This is a genomic window from Arthrobacter sp. CAN_A212, assembly GCF_015752345.1.
GTDB lineage: Bacteria > Actinomycetota > Actinomycetes > Actinomycetales > Micrococcaceae > Arthrobacter_D.
In genome coordinates, this window is sequence record NZ_JADOUT010000016.1 from 34,443 (window position 1) to 58,845 (window position 24,403).

At 65.1% G+C, this 24,403-nt stretch carries 23 protein-coding genes; 8 read left to right on the top strand and 15 right to left on the bottom strand.

Going from position 1 to position 24,403, the window contains the following annotated elements; all coding sequences use genetic code 11:
* Positions 1 to 26: 26 nt before the first annotated feature.
* Positions 27 to 668: a hypothetical protein gene (locus IWX64_RS12370; RefSeq protein ID WP_196867430.1), complete on the top strand. Its 642-nt coding sequence runs from the start codon at positions 27 to 29 to the stop codon at positions 666 to 668.
* 28 nt (positions 669 to 696) lie between these two features.
* Here the strand turns inward: IWX64_RS12370 and IWX64_RS12375 are convergent, their stop codons facing one another.
* The 9 genes from IWX64_RS12375 to pdxT all read right to left on the bottom strand — a co-directional run bounded on the left by IWX64_RS12375 (position 697) and on the right by pdxT (position 10,798).
* Complete coding sequence (locus IWX64_RS12375; RefSeq protein WP_334683283.1) at positions 697 to 2,997, bottom strand: RelA/SpoT family protein; 2,301 nt, start codon at positions 2,995 to 2,997, stop codon at positions 697 to 699.
* A gap of 359 nt (positions 2,998 to 3,356) precedes the next feature.
* Positions 3,357 to 4,367, bottom strand: a complete 1,011-nt coding sequence (gene secF / locus IWX64_RS12380) for a protein translocase subunit SecF (protein WP_196867432.1) — start codon at positions 4,365 to 4,367, stop codon at positions 3,357 to 3,359.
* Positions 4,368 to 6,104: a protein translocase subunit SecD gene (gene secD, locus IWX64_RS12385; protein WP_196867433.1), complete on the bottom strand. Its 1,737-nt coding sequence runs from the start codon at positions 6,102 to 6,104 to the stop codon at positions 4,368 to 4,370. It abuts the gene before it with no gap.
* Positions 6,105 to 6,189: 85 nt separating this feature from the next.
* Positions 6,190 to 6,741 carry a preprotein translocase subunit YajC gene (locus tag IWX64_RS12390; RefSeq protein ID WP_334683277.1) on the bottom strand — a complete coding sequence of 184 codons (552 nt, stop codon included), beginning with the start codon at positions 6,739 to 6,741 and terminating at the stop codon, positions 6,190 to 6,192.
* A 106-nt stretch (positions 6,742 to 6,847) separates the two neighbouring features.
* Complete coding sequence (gene ruvB, locus IWX64_RS12395) at positions 6,848 to 7,987, bottom strand: Holliday junction branch migration DNA helicase RuvB (RefSeq protein WP_334683278.1); 1,140 nt, start codon at positions 7,985 to 7,987, stop codon at positions 6,848 to 6,850.
* Positions 7,987 to 8,613 carry a Holliday junction branch migration protein RuvA gene (gene ruvA / locus IWX64_RS12400; protein WP_196867434.1) on the bottom strand — a complete coding sequence of 209 codons (627 nt, stop codon included), beginning with the start codon at positions 8,611 to 8,613 and terminating at the stop codon, positions 7,987 to 7,989. Before ruvA ends, ruvB begins: the two co-directional genes overlap by 1 nt.
* A gap of 104 nt (positions 8,614 to 8,717) precedes the next feature.
* On the bottom strand, positions 8,718 to 9,290 hold the full coding sequence (gene ruvC, locus IWX64_RS12405; RefSeq protein WP_196867435.1) for a crossover junction endodeoxyribonuclease RuvC: 573 nt from the start codon (positions 9,288 to 9,290) through the stop codon (positions 8,718 to 8,720).
* A gap of 49 nt (positions 9,291 to 9,339) precedes the next feature.
* The gene (locus tag IWX64_RS12410) at positions 9,340 to 10,098 is read right to left on the bottom strand and encodes a YebC/PmpR family DNA-binding transcriptional regulator (protein ID WP_196867436.1); all 759 of its coding nucleotides are present in this window, start codon (positions 10,096 to 10,098) and stop codon (positions 9,340 to 9,342) included.
* The gene (gene pdxT / locus IWX64_RS12415; RefSeq protein WP_196867437.1) at positions 10,082 to 10,798 is read right to left on the bottom strand and encodes a pyridoxal 5'-phosphate synthase glutaminase subunit PdxT; all 717 of its coding nucleotides are present in this window, start codon (positions 10,796 to 10,798) and stop codon (positions 10,082 to 10,084) included. Before pdxT ends, IWX64_RS12410 begins: the two co-directional genes overlap by 17 nt.
* Before the next feature lie 69 nt (positions 10,799 to 10,867).
* On the opposite strand from pdxT, the gene IWX64_RS12420 reads away from it, so the two are divergent.
* The gene (locus IWX64_RS12420) at positions 10,868 to 12,139 is read left to right on the top strand and encodes a Mur ligase family protein (protein WP_196867438.1); all 1,272 of its coding nucleotides are present in this window, start codon (positions 10,868 to 10,870) and stop codon (positions 12,137 to 12,139) included.
* The gene (locus tag IWX64_RS12425) at positions 12,139 to 12,861 is read left to right on the top strand and encodes a type 1 glutamine amidotransferase (RefSeq protein WP_196867439.1); all 723 of its coding nucleotides are present in this window, start codon (positions 12,139 to 12,141) and stop codon (positions 12,859 to 12,861) included. Before IWX64_RS12420 ends, IWX64_RS12425 begins: the two co-directional genes overlap by 1 nt.
* A gap of 33 nt (positions 12,862 to 12,894) precedes the next feature.
* Here the strand turns inward: IWX64_RS12425 and IWX64_RS12430 are convergent, their stop codons facing one another.
* A complete protein-coding gene (locus tag IWX64_RS12430) occupies positions 12,895 to 13,911 on the bottom strand; it encodes a CapA family protein (protein WP_334683279.1) in 1,017 nt (338 codons plus the stop codon).
* On the opposite strand from IWX64_RS12430, the gene IWX64_RS17050 reads away from it, so the two are divergent.
* The 3 genes from IWX64_RS17050 to IWX64_RS12440 all read left to right on the top strand — a co-directional run bounded on the left by IWX64_RS17050 (position 13,901) and on the right by IWX64_RS12440 (position 17,027).
* Positions 13,901 to 14,206, top strand: coding sequence for a hypothetical protein (locus IWX64_RS17050; RefSeq protein ID WP_334683280.1), 306 nt, complete (start codon positions 13,901 to 13,903; stop codon positions 14,204 to 14,206). The two genes, IWX64_RS12430 and IWX64_RS17050, sit on opposite strands and share 11 nt — an antisense overlap.
* A gap of 94 nt (positions 14,207 to 14,300) precedes the next feature.
* Complete coding sequence (locus tag IWX64_RS12435; RefSeq protein WP_196867440.1) at positions 14,301 to 16,310, top strand: M3 family metallopeptidase; 2,010 nt, start codon at positions 14,301 to 14,303, stop codon at positions 16,308 to 16,310.
* Positions 16,311 to 16,316: 6 nt separating this feature from the next.
* Positions 16,317 to 17,027 (top strand): GNAT family N-acetyltransferase, encoded by a 711-nt coding sequence (locus IWX64_RS12440; RefSeq protein WP_196867441.1) that lies wholly within the window; start codon positions 16,317 to 16,319, stop codon positions 17,025 to 17,027.
* A 65-nt stretch (positions 17,028 to 17,092) separates the two neighbouring features.
* On the opposite strand, the gene pdxS is transcribed toward IWX64_RS12440, so the two are convergent.
* From pdxS to thrS, 4 genes are all read right to left on the bottom strand, one after another.
* Positions 17,093 to 18,007 (bottom strand): pyridoxal 5'-phosphate synthase lyase subunit PdxS, encoded by a 915-nt coding sequence (pdxS, locus tag IWX64_RS12445; RefSeq protein WP_196867442.1) that lies wholly within the window; start codon positions 18,005 to 18,007, stop codon positions 17,093 to 17,095.
* A 69-nt stretch (positions 18,008 to 18,076) separates the two neighbouring features.
* Positions 18,077 to 18,697: a phosphatidylinositol phosphate synthase gene (gene pgsA / locus IWX64_RS12450; protein WP_196867443.1), complete on the bottom strand. Its 621-nt coding sequence runs from the start codon at positions 18,695 to 18,697 to the stop codon at positions 18,077 to 18,079.
* On the bottom strand, positions 18,687 to 19,337 hold the full coding sequence (locus tag IWX64_RS12455) for an HIT family protein (RefSeq protein WP_196867444.1): 651 nt from the start codon (positions 19,335 to 19,337) through the stop codon (positions 18,687 to 18,689). Before IWX64_RS12455 ends, pgsA begins: the two co-directional genes overlap by 11 nt.
* Before the next feature lie 5 nt (positions 19,338 to 19,342).
* Complete coding sequence (gene thrS / locus IWX64_RS12460; RefSeq protein ID WP_196867445.1) at positions 19,343 to 21,358, bottom strand: threonine--tRNA ligase; 2,016 nt, start codon at positions 21,356 to 21,358, stop codon at positions 19,343 to 19,345.
* 128 nt (positions 21,359 to 21,486) lie between these two features.
* On the opposite strand from thrS, the gene IWX64_RS12465 reads away from it, so the two are divergent.
* On the top strand, positions 21,487 to 21,924 hold the full coding sequence (locus IWX64_RS12465) for a VOC family protein (protein WP_196867446.1): 438 nt from the start codon (positions 21,487 to 21,489) through the stop codon (positions 21,922 to 21,924).
* A 139-nt stretch (positions 21,925 to 22,063) separates the two neighbouring features.
* Complete coding sequence (locus IWX64_RS12470; protein WP_196867447.1) at positions 22,064 to 22,321, top strand: mycoredoxin; 258 nt, start codon at positions 22,064 to 22,066, stop codon at positions 22,319 to 22,321.
* Between the two features lie 100 nt (positions 22,322 to 22,421).
* Here the strand turns inward: IWX64_RS12470 and IWX64_RS12475 are convergent, their stop codons facing one another.
* Positions 22,422 to 23,945: an HNH endonuclease signature motif containing protein gene (locus IWX64_RS12475; RefSeq protein WP_196867448.1), complete on the bottom strand. Its 1,524-nt coding sequence runs from the start codon at positions 23,943 to 23,945 to the stop codon at positions 22,422 to 22,424.
* Between the last annotated feature and the right edge of the window lie 458 nt (positions 23,946 to 24,403).

Sequence of the window (24,403 nt, forward strand, 5' to 3'; positions counted from 1 at the left end):
CCGGGCCGTTCGGAATGCTTGGGTCCATGGCCTTCGCCCAGCTAGCCACCGCACCCGCACCAGAGACCGGAGTGCCCGTGAACTCGACCGGTGGGGTGCTCTTCCGCGCCGACGACATCTTCAGTAGCGAGGAGTTGCAGGCCATGCGCATTGACGGACTGGTGCACCGGGTGTGTGGGCAGTCCTATGCGCGCGCCGACCATCACCTCGATCCGGCGTCCCGGGCGCAGTCGGCGATGCTGTGTGTCCCCGGATCGCTCCGGTCCAAGGTTGTTCTGGCCCGCCAGAGCGCCGCCTGGGTCTACGGCTGCTCGGCCCTGCCTGCAACGGTCATCCTGGTGACAGACCACCGGCGCCGGACCACCGCGCTGCCGCCCTTCAGCGACGCCCTCATGCACCAGGTGGCGCTGGGGCCCTGCGATGTGCACCTGATCGGCGGGGTCGGAGTGACCGCCCCGCTCCGCACCGCCCTGGATGTCGCAGTCCATGGGCACGACGCCTGGACGGCCCCCACGCTGGTCCGGCTCGCCACCCTGCCGGGACTCAACTGCGACCTGCGGCTGGTGGTGATGGCTCTCGAAGCGGCGCGCCGCGTCCCCGGAAAGAACCGGGCATTGGCCCGGCTGCAGGCAGCGTTACATCTAGTCGAAGCTGCGCGCCCGGTTTAGCGGCGGCGTTGTTTAGCGGCGGCCCGGTTTAGAGGCGGCGTTGCGCCCCGGTGGTCCGGTACACGTCAAACACGCCGTCTATCCGTCGGACAGCGTTGAGGATGTGGGTCAGGTACTTCGGGTCGCCCATTTCGAAGGCAAACCGCGACAGCGCTACCCGGTCCGTCGACGTGTTGACGCTCGCCGCGAGAATGTTCACATGGTTCTCCGAGAGGACGCGGGTGACGTCGGAGAGGAGGCTCTTCCGATCCAGTGCCTCAACCTGGATCTCCACCAGAAACACGCTGGACTGGGTGGGGGCCCATTCGACCTCGACGATGCGGTCCGGCTGGTCACGAAGCTCCTCGACGTTCCGGCAGTCGTTGCGGTGAACAGAAACCCCCGAGCCGCGGGTGACGAAGCCGATGATCGGGTCCGGCGGGACGGGGGTGCAACAGCGGGCAATCTTCACCCAGACGTCACCGACGCCGCGCACTGTCACCCCGGAGTCGGAGAACTTGGGTCGCCGGGGGCTGCTGGCGACGACTGTCTCCGCAATGCTCTCCTCGGCACCTTCATTGCCTCCCATCAGGGCAACGAGGCGCTCGATCACATTCTGGGCCGAGGAATGGCCGTCACCGACGGCGGCGTACAGGGCAGCGATGTCAGCGTGCCGCAGCTCCTGAGCAACAGCCATCAGCGCATCGTGGGTCATCATCCGCTGCAGCGGAAGGTTCTGCTTCCGCATGGCACGCGTCAGCAGCTCCTTGCCCTTCTCGATGGCTTCCTCGCGGCGCTCCTTGGTGAACCACTGCCTGATTTTGTTGCGTGCCCGGGGGCTCTTGACGAATCCCTGCCAGTCCTGGCTGGGCCCAGCGCCCTCGGCCTTGGAGGTGAAGATTTCCACCATATCGCCGTGGTTGAGCTCGCTGTTAAGCGGAATAAGTTTGCCGTTGACCCGCGCGCCAATGGTCCGGTGGCCCACCTCCGTGTGCACCGCGTACGCGAAATCGACCGGTGTGGACCCGGCTGGCAACGCCATCACCTCACCCTTCGGCGTGAAGACGAATACCTCGCCAGCGTTGATCTCGAACCGCAGCGAATCGAGGAACTCGTCCGGATCGGACGTCTCCTGCTGCCAGTCAACGAGGCTGCGCAGCCACCCCATGTCGCTATTGTCGGGCCCGTCTGCCCCCTTCGCCCCGCCTCCCTTGTACTTCCAGTGTGCGGCGACGCCGTACTCGGCGCGACGGTGCATATCGTGGGTGCGGATCTGGATCTCCACCGGGCGCCCCGCCGGACCAATCACCGTGGTGTGCAGTGACTGGTACATGTTGAACTTGGGCATCGCAATATAGTCTTTGAACCGTCCGGGCAGCGGATTCCAGCGGGCGTGCAGCTGGCCCAGGGTGGCGTAACAATCCCTGACGCTGTCCACGAGGACCCGGATACCCATCAGGTCATGGATGTCGTCGAAGTCCTTGCCGCGGACAATCATCTTTTGGTAGATCGAGTAGTAGTGCTTGGGCCGACCGGTGATCGTGGCCTTGATCTTGACCGACTTCAGGTCCTCGCCAATCTGGTTGCGCACCACGGCCAGGTGCTTTTCCCGCTCGGGGGTGCGATCGCCGACCATCCTGACGATTTCTTCGTAGACCTTCGGGTGCAGTGCCGCGAAGGACAGGTCCTCAAGCTCCCACTTGATGGTGTTCATGCCCAGCCGGTGCGCCAGGGGCGCGAAGATCTCGAGTGTTTCGCGGGCTTTCCGGGCCGAGGACTCCGGTGAAACGAAACGCCAGGTCCGGGCATTGTGGAGCCGGTCGGCGAGCTTGATCACCAGTACCCGGATGTCCTTGGCCATGGCGACGACCATCTTGCGGACCGTTTCCGCCTGGGCTGCGTCGCCGAACGACACCTTATCGAGCTTGGTGACCCCGTCCACGAGCATCGCCACTTCGGCGCCGAAGTCCCGTTTGATGTCGTCCAGGGTGCACGCCGTGTCTTCGACCGTGTCGTGCAGCAGGGCAGCGGCGAGGGTGGTACCCGTCATGCCCAGCTCGGCCAGGATGGTGGCGACGGCAACCGGGTGGGTGATGTAGGGGTCGCCGCTCTTGCGCTTCTGCCCTTCGTGGCTGTGTTCGGCGACGAGGTAGGCACGCTGGATCAGGTCCAGGTCTTCCTTGGGGTTGTTCGCCCTGACCGTGCGCAGCAGGGGTTCGAGCACCGGGGAGTACCCGCTGGATGCCCTACCCGTCAGCCGGGCCAGCCGGGACCGGGTCTTGGCCTTCCGCTCTGGGAGCCCGCTGTGGTCGGCGCTTGCCGCCGACGGCGCCGAGCCTGCCGAGGCAATCGCCGCATCAGGTGTCCGGACCGGGGGCGCTGCTGCAGGAGGTGCAGGCACCTGTTCGAGCTGGGCAGTCGATGGGCGCGTGGTTGAACCGGCGCGCTCCCCACTGTTATCAGTGTCGGGCCGCTCTGCTGGACCGCTGGCATCTGCCACGTACTACCCCGATTCCTCAACCGTCAAACGGCTGAAAAGAATTACACCATGCTTGTTCTTCGGCATGCACATTTAAGTCTAGACGGGCAAACCAAACCGTGCTGAAACGGTTCTCCCCAAAGGTACGAACAGGTGCCACACATGGAGGTGTCCCGGACCTCACCCAGTCCGGGACACTCCATCAGGTGACGGAAATCAGGTGACGAAAATCAGGTGGTGGCGACGGTCTCGGTAGCCTCCACCGACCTCCGATGCAGGACCCGCTTCTCCTGCCGTTTCATGTCGGGCTCCCGCATCCTCAGCTGCGCGTACATCGGCGCGGCGATGAACAGGGTGCCGATGGTGCCAATGATGATGCCGATAAACAGGGCCAGAGAAAGGTCTCGCAACGTTCCGGCGCCCAGGAGCAGCGCACCGATGAAGAGGATCGATGCAACGGGGAGCACTGCGACCACCGAAGTGTTGATGGATCGCACCAGGGTCTGGTTGACCGCCAGATTCACCTGTTCGCTGAAGGTCCGTTTCGTCGAGACATCGAGGTCCGCCGTGTTCTCCTTGATCTTGTCGAAGACCACCACCGTGTCGTACAGGGCATAGCTCAGCACGGTGAGGAAACCAATCATCGCCGACGGTGTGACTTCGAAGTCGCTCAGGGAGTACAGGCCCGCCGTCACGGTCATCACGACCGCCAGGCCAATCATGGCTGCTGCGGACATCTTCCAGGTTCTGAAGTACAGGGCCATCAGGATCGCCGCCAACCCGATGAAGACCACCAGACCGATCAGTGCCTGCCGGCTGACGTCCTCGCCCCAGGTCGGGCCGACGAAGTTGGTCGTCACCTCTTCCCCGGTGACGTCATACGCGCTGATCAGTGCATCGCGAACGCTGAGGGTTTCGTCGTCGGACAGGCGTTCGGTCTGGATCCGCATGGTCTGCGGTGCAATATTGGTGACACTGGGGACTGCGCCCGGCACCACACTGGTAACCGCCTGCTCACCGAGCGTGATCTCGGTGTTCTCGACGCTTGAGACGGTGAACTCGGACCCACCACGGAAGTCGATCCCCAGATTGAACCCGCCCTTGACGATCGGAATGATGATCGAGACCAGGACGGCCACGGCCGCAATGGTGAACCACAGTTTGCGCTTCCCTACGAAGGGGTAGGAGCGTTTGCCCGAATAGAGGTCGTTGCCGAACCTGGCGAAACTATTGCCCCGCATTTACTTTTCCTCCTGATCGGTGCCATTGCTGCGCGCGGCATGGGCTTTTTGTTCAGCCAGCCGTCGTTCGGCAATGGTGGTGCGGCGGGCGATTTCGCCTGACACTGCTTTGTTCCTGGTGCGCGGCGCGGCGGACTCCGGGGTTGCGGAGGGCATCCGGATTCGCCCGGCGCCCCGGTACAGGGGCATGACGCCCAGCTTCTTCGGGTCGACGCCGGAGAACCGGTGTCCCTCGCCGAAGAACTTGGTCCTCGCCAGCAGGCGCATGACTGGATGGGTGAAGAGGAAGACCACGATGAGGTCCGCGATAGCCGTCAGCCCGAGGGTGAAAGCGAACCCGCGCACGTTGCCTACAGCCACGAAGTACAGCACCACGGCGGCGAGCAGGCTGACCGCCTTTGATGCCAGGACCGTGCTCTTGGCCCGACGCCAACCATTCTCGACGGCAGAGACCAGCCCACGGCCGTCCCGGAGCTCATCACGGATTCGCTCGAAGTAGACGATGAAGGAGTCGGCGGTCTGCCCGATGGCCACGATCAGGCCAGCCACACCTGCAAGGGAGAGCCGGTAGTTCTCGGTCCAGCCGAGGATGCAGATGGCGAGGTAGGTGAGCAACCCGGCGACGACGAGGGAGGTGATGGTGACCAGGCCCAGCATCCGGTACTGCAGCATCGAATAGCCTGCCACCAGGATTAGCCCAATCACACCGGCGATGAGGCCCAGCCGCAGCTGGTCAGCGCCCAGGGTCGCTGAGATCTGCTGCTCGCTCTGGATCTCGAAGCTGATCGGCAGCGCGCCGTACTTGAGCTGCTCGGCCAGCGCCGCGGCGGATTCCTCGGTAAAGCTGCCGCTGATCGACGGACGGCCGTCGGGGATGACCGCGTTGGTGGTGGGTGCCGAGATGATTGCACCGTCAAGAACAATGGCGAACTGGTTCCGTGGGTCACCCTGCCCGAAGGCGAACAGCCGCTCGGTCACCTCGCGGAAGGTGTCGCTTCCCTCGGCGTTGAACTGGATGTTGACGGCCCAGGTGTTCAGCGACTGACCCTGGGCACCGCGCTGCATGCCGAAGTCCGCTGAGTCGATGTCGGTTCCCGGCACCTCGACGGGACCGAGGATGTACTTGCCCATATTGCCCGGCTCGCACGCAACCATTGGCTGGTCCGCTGGTGCGGCCTCTTCGGCTGGCTCCAGCGCCTCGGGAGAGGTGCAGTCCAGGGCCTCAAACTCGGAGAAGATCTCGGCGGTGATCCAGTTCGGGTCACTCGCATCGGTAGGCTCGGCGGTAGGTGTCGGCAAGTCCTTTTCAGGGGTGGGTTCTTCGGCGGCGGGGGCCTGACCCGGCCCGCCAAAGAGTACCGGACGGAATTCCATCTGCGCCGAAGCCTGAATCAGCTCGCGGGTCTGGGCGTCCGGAATGCCGGGGAGGGAGACGATCACGTTGCGGCCGGACTGGGTGTTGATTTCGGCTTCGGCGACGCCACTGCCGTCCACGCGCTGCCGGATGATTTCCACCGCCTGGTCCAGCTGCTCCTCGGTGATGGAATCGCTGCCACCCTGGACCTGCGGCGCCAGGATCATCTGGGTGCCACCCTCCAGGTCGAGAGCCAGCTTGGGGCTCCAGCTCGCGGTGCCCCAGATGGACCCGCTGCCCAGGAGAACTGCGAGTAGTGCAAACATAACGCCGAGCCAAACGAGAGTCCGTTTCGCTGCCGTGCCTGGGCCGGTACGAGGCATGTGGAATTTCCTTTTATCGAAAGAGCGCGCTGGGTCCTGCTGGTGGGGTGGGGCTGTCACCGGATCCCGGCTGCCCCACCCGGCGCTAGTTGTCCTTGTTGTCCCGCGTGTTGTCCCGCGTGTTGTCATAGTCCAGACGGAGATCGTCGTCCGCGCGGGCGTCAAGGCGCTCCGTACCGGACTCGGCGGGGAGTGCGCCGTCCTGGCCCGGCTGGTCCTGGCCATCAACGGTGGCGGTCCGGGTATCGGTGACGGGGCTGTCGGCGGTGGAGCTGGTCAGCGATGAGGCGTCGTCGGGAACGGCGGGGGTCTCTTCGTCGTCCTCGGCGGGCTCAGGCTGGACCACTTTGGTGAGGGTCTGCATGTGCACGGTGGCGGTGGCGCCGGGGCCGAGCTCGAGCACTGCCTTGTTGTTCTCCTCATCGAGGGAGAGCACTGTGCCGAACAGGCCGAAGTTCGTCATCACTTCGGTGCCGGGAACCATCTGGGTGCGCTGTTCCTTGATGGTCTTCTGGGTCTTCCGTTGCCTCCGGAACATCATGAAGATCAATGCTCCGAGCGCCAGCGGCAAAAGCAGGTTGAAAATATCAAAGCCTTGCTCTGGGGCGGCAGTCTGGGCTAATAGGGTTGAGAACACAGAGTAATTCCGTTTCTATATCTTGGGATCCGCACGCACCTGACGTGCCGCACGTCATATCAGTGTAAAGGGAAACGAGATTGTCCGCGTCCCTGCGGCACGCCTGTCAGTCGGTATTGACCCATTCCGTTACCTCACCGTTGCCGTCAACCAGGGTGCCACCGGAAAGAGCGTCGTCGGTGAGGACGGCGAAGAGATCGTCGGGCATCGCGGCGGCAACGGTGGCTGGCATGACCAGGCCCAAGTGATCCCACGCGGCCCGGGTGGCGATCCGACCGCGGGGCGTACGCCCCAGCATCCCTTCCCGGACGAGATAGGGTTCGGCGACTGTCTCGACGGTCTCGGGTTCCTCACCGACGGCGATTGCCAGGGTGGACAGCCCCACCGGGCCGCCGTTGAATTTGGTGATCAAGGCGGTCAGTACAGCCCGGTCCAGGCGGTCAAGACCCTTCGCATCCACTTCATACATGTCCAGGGCTGCCCCGGCGCAGCGCGCATCGATCAGGTCCACCCCGTGGACGAGCGCCCAGTCACGGACCCGGCGCAGCAACCGGTTGGCGATTCGGGGGGTGCCGCGGGATCGGCCGGCGATCTCGGAGAACGCCGCCGAGTTGACCTTCATATCCATGAGCATCGCCGACCGGCGGAGCACCAGCTCAAGTTCCCCGGTCGAGTAGAACTCCAGATGCCCGGTGAAACCGAACCGGTCGCGTAGCGGGCCGGGGAGCAGCCCGGCGCGGGTGGTGGCGCCCACCAGGGTGAAGGGTGGCAGGTCCAGCGGGATGGCGGTCGCCCCGGGCCCCTTGCCGACAATGATGTCGACCCGGAAGTCTTCCATCGCCATGTAGAGCATTTCCTCGGCCGGCCGGGACATCCGGTGGATCTCGTCGAGGAAGAGGACCTCGCCGTCGGTGAGTGAGGACAGGATCGCGGCGAGATCACCGGCGTGCTGGATCGCTGGCCCGGAGCTGATGCGCAGTGGTGCGTTCATTTCGGCGGCGATAATCATGGCGAGGGTGGTCTTGCCCAGGCCCGGGGGGCCCGACAGCAACACGTGGTCGGCCGTCCGGCCGCGGAGCCGGGACGCCTCCAACACCAGGGAGAGCTGGCGGCGGACCCGCTGCTGTCCCACAAAGTCGTCGAGGTTCTTGGGGCGGAGGGCCGCCTCGACCGCCCGGTCCTCGGGGTCCCCGGCGGGTGAGACCACGGGGGTCTCTTCCCCCGCCGCTGCGTCGTCGCGCGCCATCAGCTCGCCCGGCTCCGGGCGGAGGCTCGTGCGCCGTCCTGGCCGAGGCGGCGCAGCGTGAGCTTCAGGATGGCTCCCACGTCACCGGTGGCGGCGATCTCGGGGGCCTCAGCGGTCGCGGCGTCGATGGCTGCACCCGCATCCTTCTCGGACCAGCCCAGTCCCATCATCGCCGTCAGCACCTGACCCTGCCAGGCGTTCTTCGGGGTTCCACCGGTGGTGCCCAGGGGAACAAGCTTGTCGGCCAGTTCGAGGACGATCCGTCGGGCGCCCTTCGGTCCGATCCCCGGGACCTTGCTGAACGCCTTGTCGTCGCCGGAGGAGGCAGCGACCCGGATCGCTTCGGGGGTGTGCACGGCCAGGACGGCCAGGGCCAGCCTGGGGCCGATGCCGCTGACGCTGAGCAGGGTCTCGAACACCTCGCGTTGGTCGGCTTCCTCGAACCCGAACAGTGTCATGGAGTCCTCACGGACAATCATCGCGGTGAAGACCTGCGCCTCCTGTCCGGTGCGCAGGGTGGCAAGGGTTTGCGGGGTGGCAAGGATCTGCATGCCGAACCCGTTGACGTCCAGCACTGCCGAGTTGAGGCCAACGTGGGCAACCGTGCCGCGGAGGGAACTGATCATGCGAGCTACTCCAAAATTTCTATCCGAACATATCTACGAACAGCGTACCGGCATCCGGGGACGTTGCTCGGTGCGCCACACCGTCAGCGGTGGTGAACGGCGGCCTAGCGCCGCCGTCGGGCCTTGGCTTCGGCTTCAGCCCAGATCCGCTGGGCTGCCGTCGCGGTGCCACCGCTGGCGGAGGCCCGGTTCGTGGCAACACCCTGCCGCCAGGCGTGGGTGATGGCCAGGGCCAGGGCATCGGCGGCGTCGGCCGGCTTGGGGGCGGTTTCAAGCCGAAGGATTTTCGTCACCATCTTGGTGACCGCTACCTTGTCGGATTGGCCGTTGCCGGTGACGGCGGCCTTCACCTCGGTGGGCGTATGGAGGGCCACCGGTATTCCACGCCGTGCGGCAGCAACGATCACCACACCGGAGGCCTGGGCTGTGCCCATCACCGTGCTCACGTTGAGTTGGCTGAACACCCGTTCGACGGCGAGCACGTCAGGTGAATGGGTATCGAGCCACTTATCGACCGCGTCGGAAATGACGAGCAGCCGCTGGTCGAGGTCCTGACCGGCCGGTGTGCCAACCACCCCCACCGCTACGAGCGATGACCGCCGGTTGGGCTCGATGTCGACCACGGCCAGACCACAGCGGGTGAGGCCCGGATCCACCCCCATCACACGCAGAGTCACGTGACGGCCCGGCGGTGAGGGGTCTGGAGTGCAACGGTAGCCACCGGCCTCAGTCGTCGCCGTCCAGCTCGGCCAGTACCTCATCGGAGAGGGCGGCGTTTGAATATACGTTCTGGACGTCGTCCAGGTCCTCGAGCGCGTCGACCAGGCGGATGAACTTGCGGGCGCCGTCGGCGTCGAGCTCCACCTGCATGGACGGCACAAACTCGGCCTCGTCGGTGTCGTAGTCGATACCGGCCTCCTCCAGGCCTGCGACGACCGCCCGGAGGTCCTGCGGTTCGGAGATGACCTCGAAACGCCCGGCGGTTTCCTTCACTTCCTCGGCACCGGCGTCGAGCACGGCGAGCAAGAGGTCATCCTCGGTGAGCTCGTTGCCCGGGAGCGTGACCACTCCCTTCCGGGTGAAGAGGTAGGACACCGAGCCTGGATCGGCCATCGAGCCACCATTGCGGGTGACACCCAACCGGACCTCCGAAGCGGCGCGGTTCTTGTTGTCGGTGAGGCACTCGATCAGCAGGGCCGAACCCTGCGGTCCGCGGGCCTCATACATGATTGTCTGGTATTCGACGGCGTCGCCCAGCAGCCCGGCGCCGCGCTTCACGGCGCGGTTGATGTTGTCGATCGGCACGGAAGTCTTCTTGGCCTTCTGCACAGCGAGTTCCAGGCCGGGGTTGCCAGCCATGTCGGCGCCACCTGCACGCGCCGCCACCTCGATATTTTTGATCAGCTTGGCAAAGGATTTGGCGCGCTTCGCATCAATCGCGGCCTTCTTGTGTTTGGTGGTTGCCCATTTAGAGTGCCCCGACATGATCTACCGTTCTCCTTACGATCATCTGCATAAACAATTCGTGTATCCGCCGCTCCCCGGTTACCTCGGGATGAAAGCTGGTGGCGAGCAGGTTCCCCGACCGCACCGCAACAATCCTAGCGACCCGGTCCGCATCCGGGTGCGGCGCGTCACTAGCGGGCGCCTTCGCCGGTACCTGCGCGAGTACCTCGACCGATTCCCCCACCCGCTCCACCCAGGGAGCCCTGATGAACACGGCTCGTACCGGCGGTACCTCCCCCGACGATGACGGCGCAAGCCCGGCGAACTCGAGATCCGTTTCGAATGAGTCCCGCTGGCGACCGAAGGCGTTCCGGCGGACCACGATATCCAGCCCACCGAGGGTCTGCTGTGGGTTCCCTGAAAGGTCGGTGGCCGGGTCGGCGATGGCGTCGGCGAGCATGATCATTCCGGCGCAGGATCCGTAGACCGGGAGCCCCGACATGATGAGTTCCCGCAGTGGATCGGCCAGGTCAAAGGCCCGGGTGAGTTTGTCGATCGCCGTCGATTCGCCGCCCGGGATGATGAGGCCGTCGATCCCGGCCAGCTCGCTGGGCCGGCGGATGGCGCTGGCCCGTCCCCCGAGGGACTCAATGGTGCGGATATGTTCCCGCACGTCGCCCTGGACAGCCAGCACGCCAACATGCACGCCGGATGGGGCGGGTACGGGGTAAGTGGTCATTGATCCATTCTAGGTTGGGCGGGCCAGCCCGCGATAAACCGGAGCCCGGACTGCGATAAGTTAGGTTCCATGTTTCCCTTCAGTGTGCTGGTCGGTAAGGCCGTGCGCCGCATCTCGCGGTTGCGTGGCGGAGGCTCGGCGCTGCCGGGCCTGGTCGTCGAAAAAATCGATCCGGGGTTCATGGGCCGCGCCTTGACCGGCCTGCCGCACGGAGTGGTGGTCATCAGCGGAACCAACGGGAAAACCACCACCACCAAGATGGTCGTGGAACTCCTCCAGGGTCAGGGCCTGACCGTGTTCACCAACCGCACCGGCAGCAACTTCACCCGCGGGGTGGCCGCCGCGCTGCTCGGCGAGGTGAACTGGCGAGGCAGGCTCAAGGCCGACGTCGCGGTCCTCGAACTCGATGAGGCGCACGCGGTCCACTTCGTGAAACTGGTCCCGCCCACCCACTGCCTGCTGCTCAATGTGTTGCGGGATCAGCTGGACCGCTTCGGCGAAATTGACCAGACCACGCGTCTGCTGGAACAGATCGCCGCGAAGACCACCGGTACCGTGGTGCTCAACCGCGAGGACCCCCGCGTCGCCGGGATCGCGTCGACCGTCCACGACGCCGAGGTCACCTACTTCGGGCTCGACGCGTCGTTGCGCAGCACCTTTCCCAACGACGACGAGCTGCGCGGGGATATCGGCGTCGCTCCCCCGTCGAGCCTCCCCGCTGATGTGATCCTCGAACACGTCGACGGGAACACTGCAATGTTCCTGACCGATGGCGAATCGACGAGTGTGGACCTGCGGCTCCGCGGTGTCTACAACATCTTCAACGCTGCCGCGGCGCTGGCAACCGCGCGCACCGTCCTCGGCGGGGCCATCAACCGTGCCGCCCTCTTCGCTTCCCTCGCCACCGTCGAGCCCGCTTTCGGCCGCGGTGAATCCCTCGTGGTGGACGGCAAGCCACTGGAACTGGTGCTGGTGAAGAACCCCAGCGGGTTCCGGCTCGGGCTGAAGTCTTTCGACGCCGCCGGATACGCCACCATGATTGCCATCAACGACAATTACGCCGACGGCCGCGACATGTCCTGGCTCTGGGACGTCGACTTCGATTCCCTCGGAAAGGCCGGGGTGGAGATGGTCAGCGGTGTCCGGGCCTACGATATGGCGCTGCGGCTCAAGTACGACGACGTCGACGTCCGCGCCGTCGAACCCGATACGACCGCGGCGTTGAAGGCGTTTATCAGCGCCACGCACGACCAGCCCAAGCGGATTTTCTGCACCTACACGGCCATGCTCGCGGTCCGCCGGGACCTCTCCAAGATCACGACAGTCGAGGTGGTTTCCTGATGTCCAAAGGCACCCTGAACATCCTGCAGCTCTACCCCCGCGAAATGAACATTTACGGCGACTGGGGCAACGTCCTGGTGCTGAAACAGCGGCTGGCCTGGCATGGGTACACGGCGAACATCCTTGAGCACAGCGCCGGCGACACCTTTCCCGAAGACGTTGATCTGATCATCGGGGGCGGCGGACAGGACAGCGGCCAACTGGTCATCCAGCAGGACCTGCAGGCCATTGCCCCGAAGCTGCGCGAACTCGCCGAGGATGGCCTGCCGATGCTCGTCATCTGCGGGCTCTACCAACTGTTCGGCAATTTCTTCAAGACCCACGATGGGACGGTCATCCCGGGCATCGGGATCCTCGATCTGGAGACCCACGGCACCAACGAGCGCCTGATCGGCAACGTGGTCGCGGACAGCAAGGAGTTCGGTGAAATCCACGGCTACGAGAACCACAGCGGCCAGACCCGGCTGGGTCCCGGAGTCCGGCCGCTGGGCACCGTCACCAAGGGTGCCGGCAACAACTCGCAGGACCGGCACGAGGGCGCCCGCCACCTGAATGTCGTCGCGAGCTACCTGCACGGCTCGTTGCTGCCGAAGAATCCGGCCATTGCCGACTTCCTGCTCAGGAAAGCGGCTGAGCGAAAGTTCGGCTCATTCGACGCAGCCGACCTCGACGACAGCCTCGCCGAGCTGGCGCGCCGTCACGCCGGGGCTCGTCCCCGCTAGGAAACGGCCCGGCTCCCGGGCCGGGCTGCCCGGTCACTGGTCGTCGGTGAGATCCCACAGGTGGGCGCCGTCGTCGACCGCGCCGAACGTATCGACCACCGCGGCGATCCTCGCGCTGACCTCCGCCTCGCGTTCGGGCGAGGTGCACGCACCGGCAGGCTGGTCCGGTGCCAGCGCGCACCAGCGGTAGGGGTCGGCGACGATGATGGAGGGTACCCAGGCCAGGTCGCTGACCGTCCAGTCGCCGCCGTCGTCCTGGGCGAACTGGGCCCTCACCATCAGCCCCTCGTTGTTCACCGCGTGGACCGGTGACAGTTCACTGACGCCATTTCCCAGGCCGTAGACAATCCAGGTGTCGTTGTATTTCTCGATCGGCAGGACCGAGTGGGTGTGATGGCCGTAAATAAAGTCCACCTCCCCACTGTCGGCGAGGGCGTGGGCCACCTCCACCTGCTGTGCGTTGGGCATCGTCGCGTATTCGTCGCCGGCGTGGATCACGGCGATGACGACGTCTGCGCCCTCGTCCCTGGCCTGCCGGGCCTTGGCGGTCATGGCGGCTGCGTCGATCAGGTCCACCTGCCACGGCTGCTCGGGAATCAGCCCGTTGAGCCCGTAGGTTGCCTGGATGACCGCCACCCGGGCTGCGGGGGTCTGAAGGATCATGACTTCCCTGGAGGATGCCTCATCGGCGTAGGAGCCGGTGTGTTCCAGGCCCAGGCCATCCAGGACATCGAGGGTGCGGTTCAATCCCTCAGTGCCGGCGTCGATGGTGTGGTTGCTTGCGGTGGTGCAGGCGTCGTAGCCGACGTCACGGGCGGCGTCGAGGATCTGCGGGGGAACGTTGAACTGGGGGTAGCCGCTGAACGGCCCTTCCGGCAACGCCACCGGGGTTTCCATGTGGCAGATTCCCAGATCGGCCTGGTCGAGATACCCGCGCTGCCCGGCGAGCAGTGGTTCAAAATCTAGATCCCCCGTGCCGGCTGTCGCGGCGTCGGCGGCGGCCTGCTCCCACAGTCCCGGGTGGATCAGCAGGTCACCGGTGGCAGCCACGCTGAAACACCTGTCCGCATCACATGGTGGACCTTCGCCCGGCGTGGGTTCGGGTGCGGTGGGCTCGGGCGTCGTGGGTGCGGCCGTCGTGGGTGCGGTGGCGGATGATGGGGTCGGCTGGGATGAGGCGGACGACTGGGGGCCCGCGGTCGCCGTCGTCGGCCCCTGCCCGTCGGGGGTGGGGTTCTGCCCCGCCGCCGAGCAGCTGCTGAGCAGCCCGATAGCCAGCGCCGCTCCTGCCAAACTGGTCAAAGTAGCCCGCACGGCTGACCCCCTCGTCGATGTTCCCCCATAATAAGCCCCGCCAAGCGATCAGGGCCCCGCCGCACGCCGAAGCGGATCCGCCGGTTGCTGGAGTGCCCGCCCCGCATGTGTAAGGGTTAGTTGTTATGAGCAACCCTTTCCTCGCACCCAGTACCCTGCCGTACCAGCTCCCACCCTTCGGGCTGGTCCAGGATGACCACTACCTGCCGGCTTTCGAGGCGGGGTTCGCCGAGCATCTCGCGGAAATCGAGTCGATCGTGTCCTCGCCGGAGCCGGCGTCCTTCGAGAACACCATTGTTGCCCTCGAGAGGGCGGGGGCCACCCTGCGGCGGGTGGCACTGGTGTTCCACAACAGCTCCTCCGCGCATTCCACCCCCGCCATCCAGGCCCTGGAAACCGAAATCGCTCCCCGCTACGCGGCGCACGAGGACAACATTTCCCTCAACCGTGGCCTCTTCGACAGGGTCCGGGCGGTGCCGACCGCCGGGCTGGACGCCGAGGCCGTCCGGCTGGTCGAGGAGTACATCAGGCGGTTCATCCGCGCCGGCGCCCAGCTCGACGACGACGCCCAGGGCAAGCTGCGGGCCCTGAACACCGAGCTGTCCCAGTTGAGCACCGACTTTCAGCAGCGGCTGCTCAGGGACACCAACAACTCCGCGCTCCTCGTGAACACGGCTGAAGAGCTCGCCGGTCTCTCGGCGGATGACATCGGATCGGCAGCAGCCGCAGCCGAATCCGCAGGCCACCCCGGGAAGTTCCTGCTCACCCTGATCCTGCCGACGGCGCAGCCTGCGATGGAGACCCTGACCCATCGGGCCACCCGCCAGCGGCTGCATGAGGCGTCGGTCAACCGCGGATTCGCCGACCATGAGAACCGGACCCTGGGCATCGCCGCCCGGATGGCCGAACTGCGTGCCGACCGGGCCGCGCTGCTGGGTTTCGACAGCCACGCTTCGGCTGCTACCGACGACCAGACCGCCCCTTCATTGGATGCCATCCACCGGATGCTGGGGCAGCTGGCTCCGGCAGCGGTGCGCAACGCGCGGGCCGAGGTGGTGGACCTTGAAGCCGCCGCCGGGCACCCGATCGAGGCGTGGGACTGGGCGTACTATTCGGAGAAGGTGCGCGCCGACAAGTTCGACGTCGACCTCGCCGCCCTGCGTCCCTACTTCGAGCTGGAACGGGTGCTGCAGGACGGCATCTTCTTCGCCGCGAACAAGCTCTACGGCCTCACCTTTTCCGAACGGTCCGATCTTGAGGGCTACCATCCCGAGGTGCGGGTCTGGGAGGTCAGGGACGCCGACGGCGTAGAGCTGGGCCTGTTCCTCGGCGACTACTACACCCGGGACACCAAGAATGGTGGCGCCTGGATGAACTCCTTCGTCGAGCAGTCGACGCTGAACGGCACCCACGCCGTCGTCGTCAATAACCTGAACATCCCCAAGCCGCCCGCGGGCGAGCCCACCCTCCTGACGTTCGACCAGGTGGTGACCACGTTCCATGAGTTTGGGCACGCCCTCCATGGCCTGTTCTCGTCGGTCACCTACCCGACCTTCTCCGGGACTTCCGTGCCCCGGGACTTCGTCGAGTACCCGTCACAGGTGAACGAGATGTGGATCCTGTGGCCAGAGGTGGTGGCCAACTACGCCAAGCATTACCAGACGGGTGAGCCGCTGCCAGCGGAGACCGTCGACAAGCTGCTCGCTGCGCAGGCCTGGGGTGAAGGTTTCGCAACCACCGAGTACCTGGGGGCAGCGCTGTTGGACCTGGCCTGGCATGCGCTCCCGGCGGGGACCACTGTCGCGGACCCGGTGGAGTTCGAACGGGAGGCACTCACCCAGGCTGGCCTCGACTTCTCCCCCGTTCCGCCGCGGTACCGGACCGGCTATTTCAAGCACATCTTCGCGGGAGGCTACTCGGCCGCCTATTACGCGTACATCTGGAGCGAAGTGCTCGACGCCGACACCGTCGAATGGTTCAAGTCCGCCGGCGGCCTGACCCGCGAAAATGGCGACCATTTCAGGACCGAGCTGCTCTCCCGCGGCAACAGCATCGACCCGCTGCAGGCGTTCCGCAACTTCCGCGGCCGCGACGCCCTGATCGACCCGCTCCTCACCCGCCGCGGGCTGGCCTAGAAAACCATGGTCACCATCGCGGCGTGCCAGCGCCTGCAACGTTCCTGGTTCGCCGCGGTGTCCTCGGCCACGGGCGGTCGCATGTTCACTACCCACGGGTCGGAGTGGGTCTGGCTTCCCGCGCGCCGGGAACTGATCCTGCTCTTCCCGCTGGAAATCTCGCCGGCCGGGATCCGGCCAGCCCTCGCCGAGGCGACCAGGCTGGGCGCCCACCGGGTGGGCGTCTGGCTGGGCGGTGGCGTCAAGGGTTCGCCATTGACCGGACTGGGTTTCAGCCCGGGGTGGCAGCCCTGGTGGATGGCCGCCAGCGTTCAGGATCCGGCGGCGTACGACGACGCCGCCGCGACCCTCACCACCGAGGTCCCCGACTACCGGGGGCCACTGCTGCAGGAGCTGCGGGTGGTGCGGTCCCAGCCTCGTCAGGCGTGGCACGCGGAAGCGAGGGTGGACGGCTCCATTGCGGGCGCCGGGTACTCGTTCTACCCGTCGGGGGTTTCGGGTTTGAAGGGGCTGGGCGGCATCTTCAATATGGAGGTGCTGCCGGAGTACCAGCGACGTGGTCTGGGGACTGCGTTGCTGAGCCGGCTAAGCACCGCCGCTGCCGCCTCGGGGGCCGAAAACCTCGCGCTGAACGCGACGCCGCAGGGTTTTGAGCTGTATTCGCGCCGGGGATTCGAGCTGATCGGCCGGGGTCAGACGTACTGGCTGGAGCTGTAGGCCATATACAAATGCGGACCACCCCTAAGGGCGGTCCGCATGTGTGTGTACTGGTTGGTGAGCTGCTACCAGCCGCGCTCTGCGAGGCGGTGTGGCTCCGGGATTTCGTCGACGTTGATACCGACCATTGCCTCGCCGAGGCCACGGGATACCTTGGCGACCATGTCGGGATCGTCGTGGAAGGTGGTCGCCTTCACGATCGCCGCCGCACGCTCGGCCGGGTTGCCGGATTTGAAGATGCCCGAGCCCACGAAGACGCCGTCAGCGCCGAGCTGCATCATCATCGCGGCGTCGGACGGGGTGGCGATGCCACCGGCGGTGAAGAGCACCACCGGGAGCTTGCCGGTACGGGCGACCTCCTTGACCAGGTCAAAGGGTGCCTGCAGTTCCTTGGCGGCCACGTACAACTCGTCCTCAGCCATCGAGGACAGGCGCAGGATCTCGGAACGGATCTTCCGCATGTGCATGGTGGCGTTCGAGACGTCGCCGGTTCCTGCCTCGCCCTTGGACCTGATCATCGCGGCACCCTCGTTGAGGCGGCGCAGCGCCTCGCCCAGGTTGGTGGCGCCGCAGACGAAAGGAACAGTGAACTTCCACTTGTCGATGTGGTTGGCGTAGTCGGCCGGGGTCAATACCTCGGACTCGTCAATGTAATCGACGCCGAGGGACTGCAGCACCTGTGCCTCGACGAAGTGGCCGATCCGGGCTTTGGCCATCACCGGGATGGAGACCGCCTCGATGATGCTGTCGATCATGTCAGGGTCGCTCATCCGTGACACGCCGCCCTGCGCCCTGATATCGGCAGGTACGCGCTCCAGGGCCATGACGGCTACGGCGCCGGCATCTTCAGCGATGCGCGCCTGCTCGGCAGTGACAACGTCCATGATGACGCCGCCCTTGAGCATTTCAGCCATGCCGCGCTTGACCCGGCTGCTGCCGGTCACGGGCGCGGTTGTCGAAGTTTCTTCAACGGTGGACACAATTCGCCCCTAAAGTTAGGTAAAAAGATAACAGTTAATAATACGCCCGCGGCGGACCGGTATCTGCCGCTAGTGGCTTCCGCTGGAGGCCATCGCCTGTTTGTGGACAGCCGCTACCCGCTGGATCACTGTGGCGGTGCTCGCAAGAGCCAGCAGGATCAGCACCGTGAGCAGTACCACTTCGGGGAGTCCCAACCCGGTCAGGCCGGTCACCACCAGCACCGATACCAGCCGTTCGGCGCGTTCGGCGATGCCAACGTTGGCGGTGAAGCCCAGCGATTCGGCCTTCGCCCGCGCATAGGACACGAGCATCCCGAGGACGAGGCACGCCAGCGCGGCAATCGCGATGGGGGCGTTGTCCCCTCCACCGAAGAACCAGATGGCCACCCCGGCGAACAGCGCGCCATCAGCAATCCGGTCGAGGGTCGAATCGAGGAAGTTTCCCCAGGTCCCTCCCGCGCCCTTGATCCGAGCCATGATGCCGTCCACCAGGTCGGAGAACACGAACACCGTGATGAACACCGTCCCCCAGAACAGTTCGCCCATCGGGTAAAACACCAGCGCACCGACGACGACGCCGAGGGTGCCGACAATGGTCACCGCGTCAGGCGAGACTCCCCATTTGAGGAGCAGCTTCGCCAGGGGGCTGAACAGCGAGGTGAAGAACCTGCGCGCGTACTTATTCAGCATCGGTGCCACCGGCCTGCCCGGTCTTCTCGCCCGATGGCGCGACCCCTGACGGCTGGGGCCAGGCGTCAGCCATCTGGGTCCGCACCTCATCCAACGTCTGGGTGATTGCCTTGGTCTGGGCGATGATCGGCAGGAAGTTCCCGTCGCCGCCCCACCGCGGCACCACGTGCTGGTGCAGGTGCGCTGCGATTCCGGCGCCGCCGGTTACTCCCTGGTTCATGCCGAGGTTGAATCCGGTGGCCTTGGCCACCTCCCGCAGCACGCGCATCGCCGTCTGGGTGAGCTCGGCGATTTCGATGGTCTCGGCGGTGTCGACGTCGGTGTAGTCGGGAACGTGACGGTACGGGCAGATCAGCAGGTGACCCGGGTTGTACGGGAACAAGTTGAGGATCACGTAGGCGTACGTGCCGCGGTGCACGATGAGGGATTCCTCGTCGGTACGCGACGGTGCCACACAGAACGGGCAGTCCTTGTCCTTGAACTGGGATTGGCCGCCCCTGATGTAGGCCATCCGGTGCGGAGTCCACAGGCGCTGAAAAGCGTCGGGCACCCCGGCAAGCTCGAAGTCGTCCCTTACGTCGTCGTCGCCGGGATAACCCCCGTCGGCGTTCGCCCCGTCAGCCCCCGTAATACCCTCCATACGTTTTACTTATCCCGATTCCGGACAGCCTCGACAATGCGCCGGACTGCCTCGTCGACCGGCACCTGGTTGTCCTGGCTGCCGTCCCGGAACCTGAACGATACGGCTCCGGCGTCCTGGTCGTCGCCGCCAGCGATCAGGACAAAGGGAACCTTTTCCTTGCTCGCGGTGCGGATTTTTTTCGGGAACCGGTCGGTGCCGATGTCTACCTGTGCACGGATCCCCTCTGCCTTAAGCTTGTCGACGACGTCGAACAGGTACTCGTTGAAGGCTTCGGCGACTGGGATGGCCAGCACCTGGACGGGTGCCAGCCAGGCCGGGAACGCACCGGCGTAGTGCTCCGTGAGCACCCCCATGAACCGTTCAATCGAGCCAAACAACGCACGGTGGATCATGACCGGGCGCTGACGGGTTCCGTCGGCCGCCTGGTACTCCAGTTCGAACCGTTCCGGCAGGTTGAAGTCCAGCTGGATGGTGGACATCTGCCAGGTGCGGCCAATGGCGTCGCGGGCCTGAACCGAGATTTTAGGACCGTAGAACGCTGCTCCGCCTGGATCGGGACGCAATTCAAGCCCTGAGGCCTCGCCCACCTCGGCGAGGGTCCGGGTTGCTTCGTCCCAGATCTCATCCGAGCCCACCGACTTTTCGGGGTTCTTGGTGGAGAGCTCCAGGTAGAAATCGTCCAGCCCGTAATCCTTGAGCAGCCCGAGCACGAAGTTGAGAGTCTCGGTGAGCTCGTCCTTCATCTGCTCGCGGGTGCAGTAGATGTGGGCGTCATCCTGGGTCATGCCGCGTACCCGGGTCAGCCCGTGCACCACACCTGACTTTTCGTACCGGTAGACGGATCCGAACTCGAACATGCGCAGCGGCAGCTCGCGGTAGGACCGACCCCGGGACTTGAAAATCAGGTTGTGCATGGGGCAGTTCATCGGCTTGAGGTAGTAGTCCTGGCCCGGTTTGCGCACGGTGCCGTCCTCGTTGAGTTCCTCGTCGACGTGCATCGCCGGGAACATGCCGTCGCGGTACCAGTCCAGGTGGCCCGACACTTCGTAGAGGTGGCCCTTCGTGATGTGGGGTGTGTAGACGAACTCGTAGCCTGCGTCGACGTGGCGCTGGCGTGAGTAGTCCTCCATCGCCTTGCGGATGATTCCGCCCTTGGGGTGGAATACGGGCAGGCCAGAGCCCAGCTCGTCGGGGAAGGAAAACAGGTCCAGTTCGGTGCCGAGCTTGCGGTGGTCGCGGCGCTCCGCTTCGGCGATGCGCTCCTGGTAGGCCTTGAGTTCGTCCTTGGTGGGCCAGGCGGTGCCGTAGATGCGCTGCAGCTGCGGATTCTTCTCGCTGCCGCGCCAGTACGCGGCGGCCGAGCGGGTCAGAGCGTAGGCATTGGAGATGAGCTTGGTGTTGGGCAGGTGCGGGCCGCGGCACAGATCTTTCCACACGACGTCGCCGCTCTTGCGGTCGATGTTGTCGTAGATGGTCAGTTCCCCAGCGCCGACCTCGACCGAGGCGCCGTCGTCGTCGGTGATGTCTCCCGAACCGCCCTTGAGGCCGATCAGTTCCAGCTTGTAGGGCTCGTTGGCCATCGCTTCGCGGGCTTCGGTCTCGGTCGCGACGCGGCGGACGAACAGCTGGTTGCTGTTGACGATCTTCAGCATCATCTTCTCGAGCTGCTTCAGGTCTTCCGGCGTGAAGGGGGTGTCGACGTCGAAGTCGAAGTAGAAGCCGTCAGTGATGTACGGCCCGATGCCCAGTTTGGCGCCGGGGCGCAGCTGCTGCACTGCCTGCGCCATCACGTGGGCAGCCGAATGGCGCAACACTTCGAGGCCCTCGGGCGAGCCGATAGTGATGGGTTCGACCGTGGCACCGGCGGGGATGGGCTGATCCAGGTCCACCAATTCGCCATCAACGCGGACGACGACGACGTCGCGGCGGTCGGCGAACAAGTCAACGCCGGTAGTGCCCGTAGTCACCTGGTGCTCTTCGCCGTCGACGAGGAGGGTGATAAGGGAAGGCGCTGACACAGTGGTCTCCTAGCAAAGGTGGTGCGGTGGGTTAACTCTCTGATGGTATCCGCTGCGCCTGAAGCGACCAACAACCCGGCCAGCGCGCGCCGGTGCTGAACCTTCGAAAGTGTCAGTAGGATCAACTCATGAAACCTCAGGTCACAGTTATTACGCTGGGTGTCCGGAACCTTGATACCTCCTACGCTTTTTATGCAACGGCTCTTGGCTGGGAGCCCCTCGTCTACGTCCCTGACGAGGTGGCGTTCTTCCAGGTGGGTCAGGGGCTGGTGCTGTCGCTCTTCCGTGCCGATCACCTGGCTGCGGAGGCCGGAGGTATTGGCCACGGTCTGATCGCTCCACCGCTCACCCTGGGCCACAACGTCGATTCACCGGAAGAGGTGGATGCGGTTCTCCAGACGGTTCTCAGTGCTGGTGCGGAATTGGTCGCGGAGGGCACCGCCATGAGCTGGGGCGGCTACTCGGGTTATTTTGCCGATCCGGACGGCTTCCATTGGGAGGTGTGCCACAACCCGGGCCTGACAGTGGCTGACGACGGGACCGTCGCGCTCCGGGAGATCGTCTGATCCGTCAGCGGCCCACTACCAACTACCGACTCGGAATCTAAACGTCCCCACATGTGTTGAACCCTGTGTACGCGAATCATTGCGTATCCGTGCAAGACGTTCCTGCCTTGCCGCCACCAACAATTCCTGAAGGAGCACCGTGGATTACACCCCCGATGCCGGCTCGATCACCATGTTCTCCACCAGCTGGTGCGGATACTGCCGCCGGCTGAAGAAGCAGCTTGACGCCAAGGGTGTCGGCTACACAGAGATCAACATCGAAGAGGTTGAAGGCACCGCAGCACTGGTGGAATCCCTTAACGGTGGCAACCAGACGGTCCCGACGGTGTTGTTCCCCGACGGTACTGCCGCCACCAATCCTTCAGTCTCCGATGTGATGGCACGGCTCGGTAGCTAGTCGTCCCCGGCGCCCAGTCCACGCCGTCGCCCTTGCAGTACCTTGCGGGGGCGACGCTCACCTGATCGCGCGTCCGCTTCTCACCACACCGATTTACCTGTTAGAACGGGGGTGGTTGGGGCAGTGTGGTGTAGGTTTTGCCGGTGAGTGAGGTGGCGGTGAGGGTGCCGGGTTCGGGTTGCTCGTAGTGCCAGTAGCCAGCGGATTTGAGCATGTGGTGTTTCCGGCAGAGGGCGGCGAGGTTGTCGTAGCTGGTGTTTCCGCCCTGGTGCCAGGGGATGGTGTGGTCAAGGTCGCAGGCAGGGCCGGGACGGTTACACCCCGGGTGTCGGCAGGTTTTGTCCCTGACCAGGACGGTCCTGCGAAGGTCTTTGGGGACCTTGTAGCGGTCCCTCCCGACGCTGAGTACCGTCCCGGTTTCCGGGTGGGTGAGGATCCGGGTGAACCCTTTTGCGTGGGCGGCGAGCTTCCTGGCGGTGTCCGCGTCGATCGGCCCGAACCCCTCGAGCTCGGCTGGTTCGTTGCCGCCGAGTAGGGTCATCACGGGAACAGTCACGAACACCACAGGCTGCACGCCCAGCACTGACGCCAAATCGACCAGGCCCGCGCTCTCAGCATGAGTCTCACCAGCACCCGTCTCACCGGCAGCCGTGCCGTTGGCGCGGGTGCCGCTGGCACCGGTCCCCTTGTGCGTCTTGTGCGTGGCAGCCCCGCCCGGGGTTGGGTCGCAGCGGTGGGTGAGGAGGTCTCCGAAGACGTCGGCTTTGAGTTGGGTGAGGGTCCGGGTTTCCTGGGGGTTCTGCAGTGCCCGGGCCATGAAAGTGAGCCGGTTCTCGATGCCACAGGCCCGCTCAGCGGGCAGATACGCCGAAAGCCAGGCCATGCCGTCCTGGTCGGGGGTGACCTCGACGTGCCGGTCCGCCGTAGCGGTACGCCTTCGGGTGACCGCAGATTCGGGGTGGAGCTTCTCTCTGACTCGCTTGCACTTGGCTTTCAGCCGCGGCGCCATCAGGTGGGCCCCCGAGGCGAGGACTTCATCTTCGAAGCCCGCCAACGCCTGCGCCGGGATGGTGGATGCCTCATCGAGGATGATCTGGGCCTGCCGGGCCGTGAGCATCCCCGCTCCCAGCGACTGCAGGGTCTTGGGAAGATCCTCGACCAGCCTCAGGCTCTGGTCCAGCAGCCGGTGCGCGGCACGGGTGGAAAGGTTCAGCAACGGCACCAGCTCCTCAGCCGTCAGAGTAAACCCCAGACCCGCCCCCACCCTCTCACCAGAACGGGACCCAGCGCGAGCCGCTCCCTGATCCTGAACCCGATCCTGGACCTCGGTGTGGACTTCGGTGTGCAACGCGGCGACCAGTTCCGCCTGCCGGGCAACAACCCACGACATCAACCGATCAGCAGCCACCAACAAATCAGCCGTATCAGGCTCGGCGGTGTCAGGCTCGGCGGTGTCAGGCTCGGCAGTCTCAGGCGGTGACTCAAGGGCACCAGTCCCCGCCACCTGCCTCGTGTCCCCCTGCAGCATGGCCACCAGTGTTTCAGGGCTGGCTACCTCCACCACGGTGGGTGGAGTGTCACCTGCGACCGGGCGGCGCCGGACCCTAGCGGCGACGGGCTCCATCCAGATCCTCCCCCCAAGACTGAACAACGACTCCGGGGTAATCGGGTCAACCGACGGCTTCTGACCGGCAGTAGCGGAGCTCGGGACACCAGGATCAGACACCGGAAAACCGGTGATCTGCTCTGCGTTCTCCTGCCGCTTCATACCTCTATCACATCACCCGCCACTGACATTTTTAGGTTGAGTGAGTGGGGGGAAAAAGAATAATCTTCCGAAAGTTTCGAGCACCCAAGACACCTCAGGCTGGTATTGCGGCGTCGATAAATTTCCCCTCGAGGAATCACCATTCGGCCCCCAGCGCACGCCGTCGTCCCACCAATAACTTTCGGGCAGTGCGTCAGCCATCAGCACGCCCCGTCCACCAATTCCCTGTCCCGACCGGCTCGTCGAGCTCCCCGACCGGCTCGTCTGGCTCTATGGCCCGAGTTTGGTGAACATCACCTGATTGAGTCACTGTC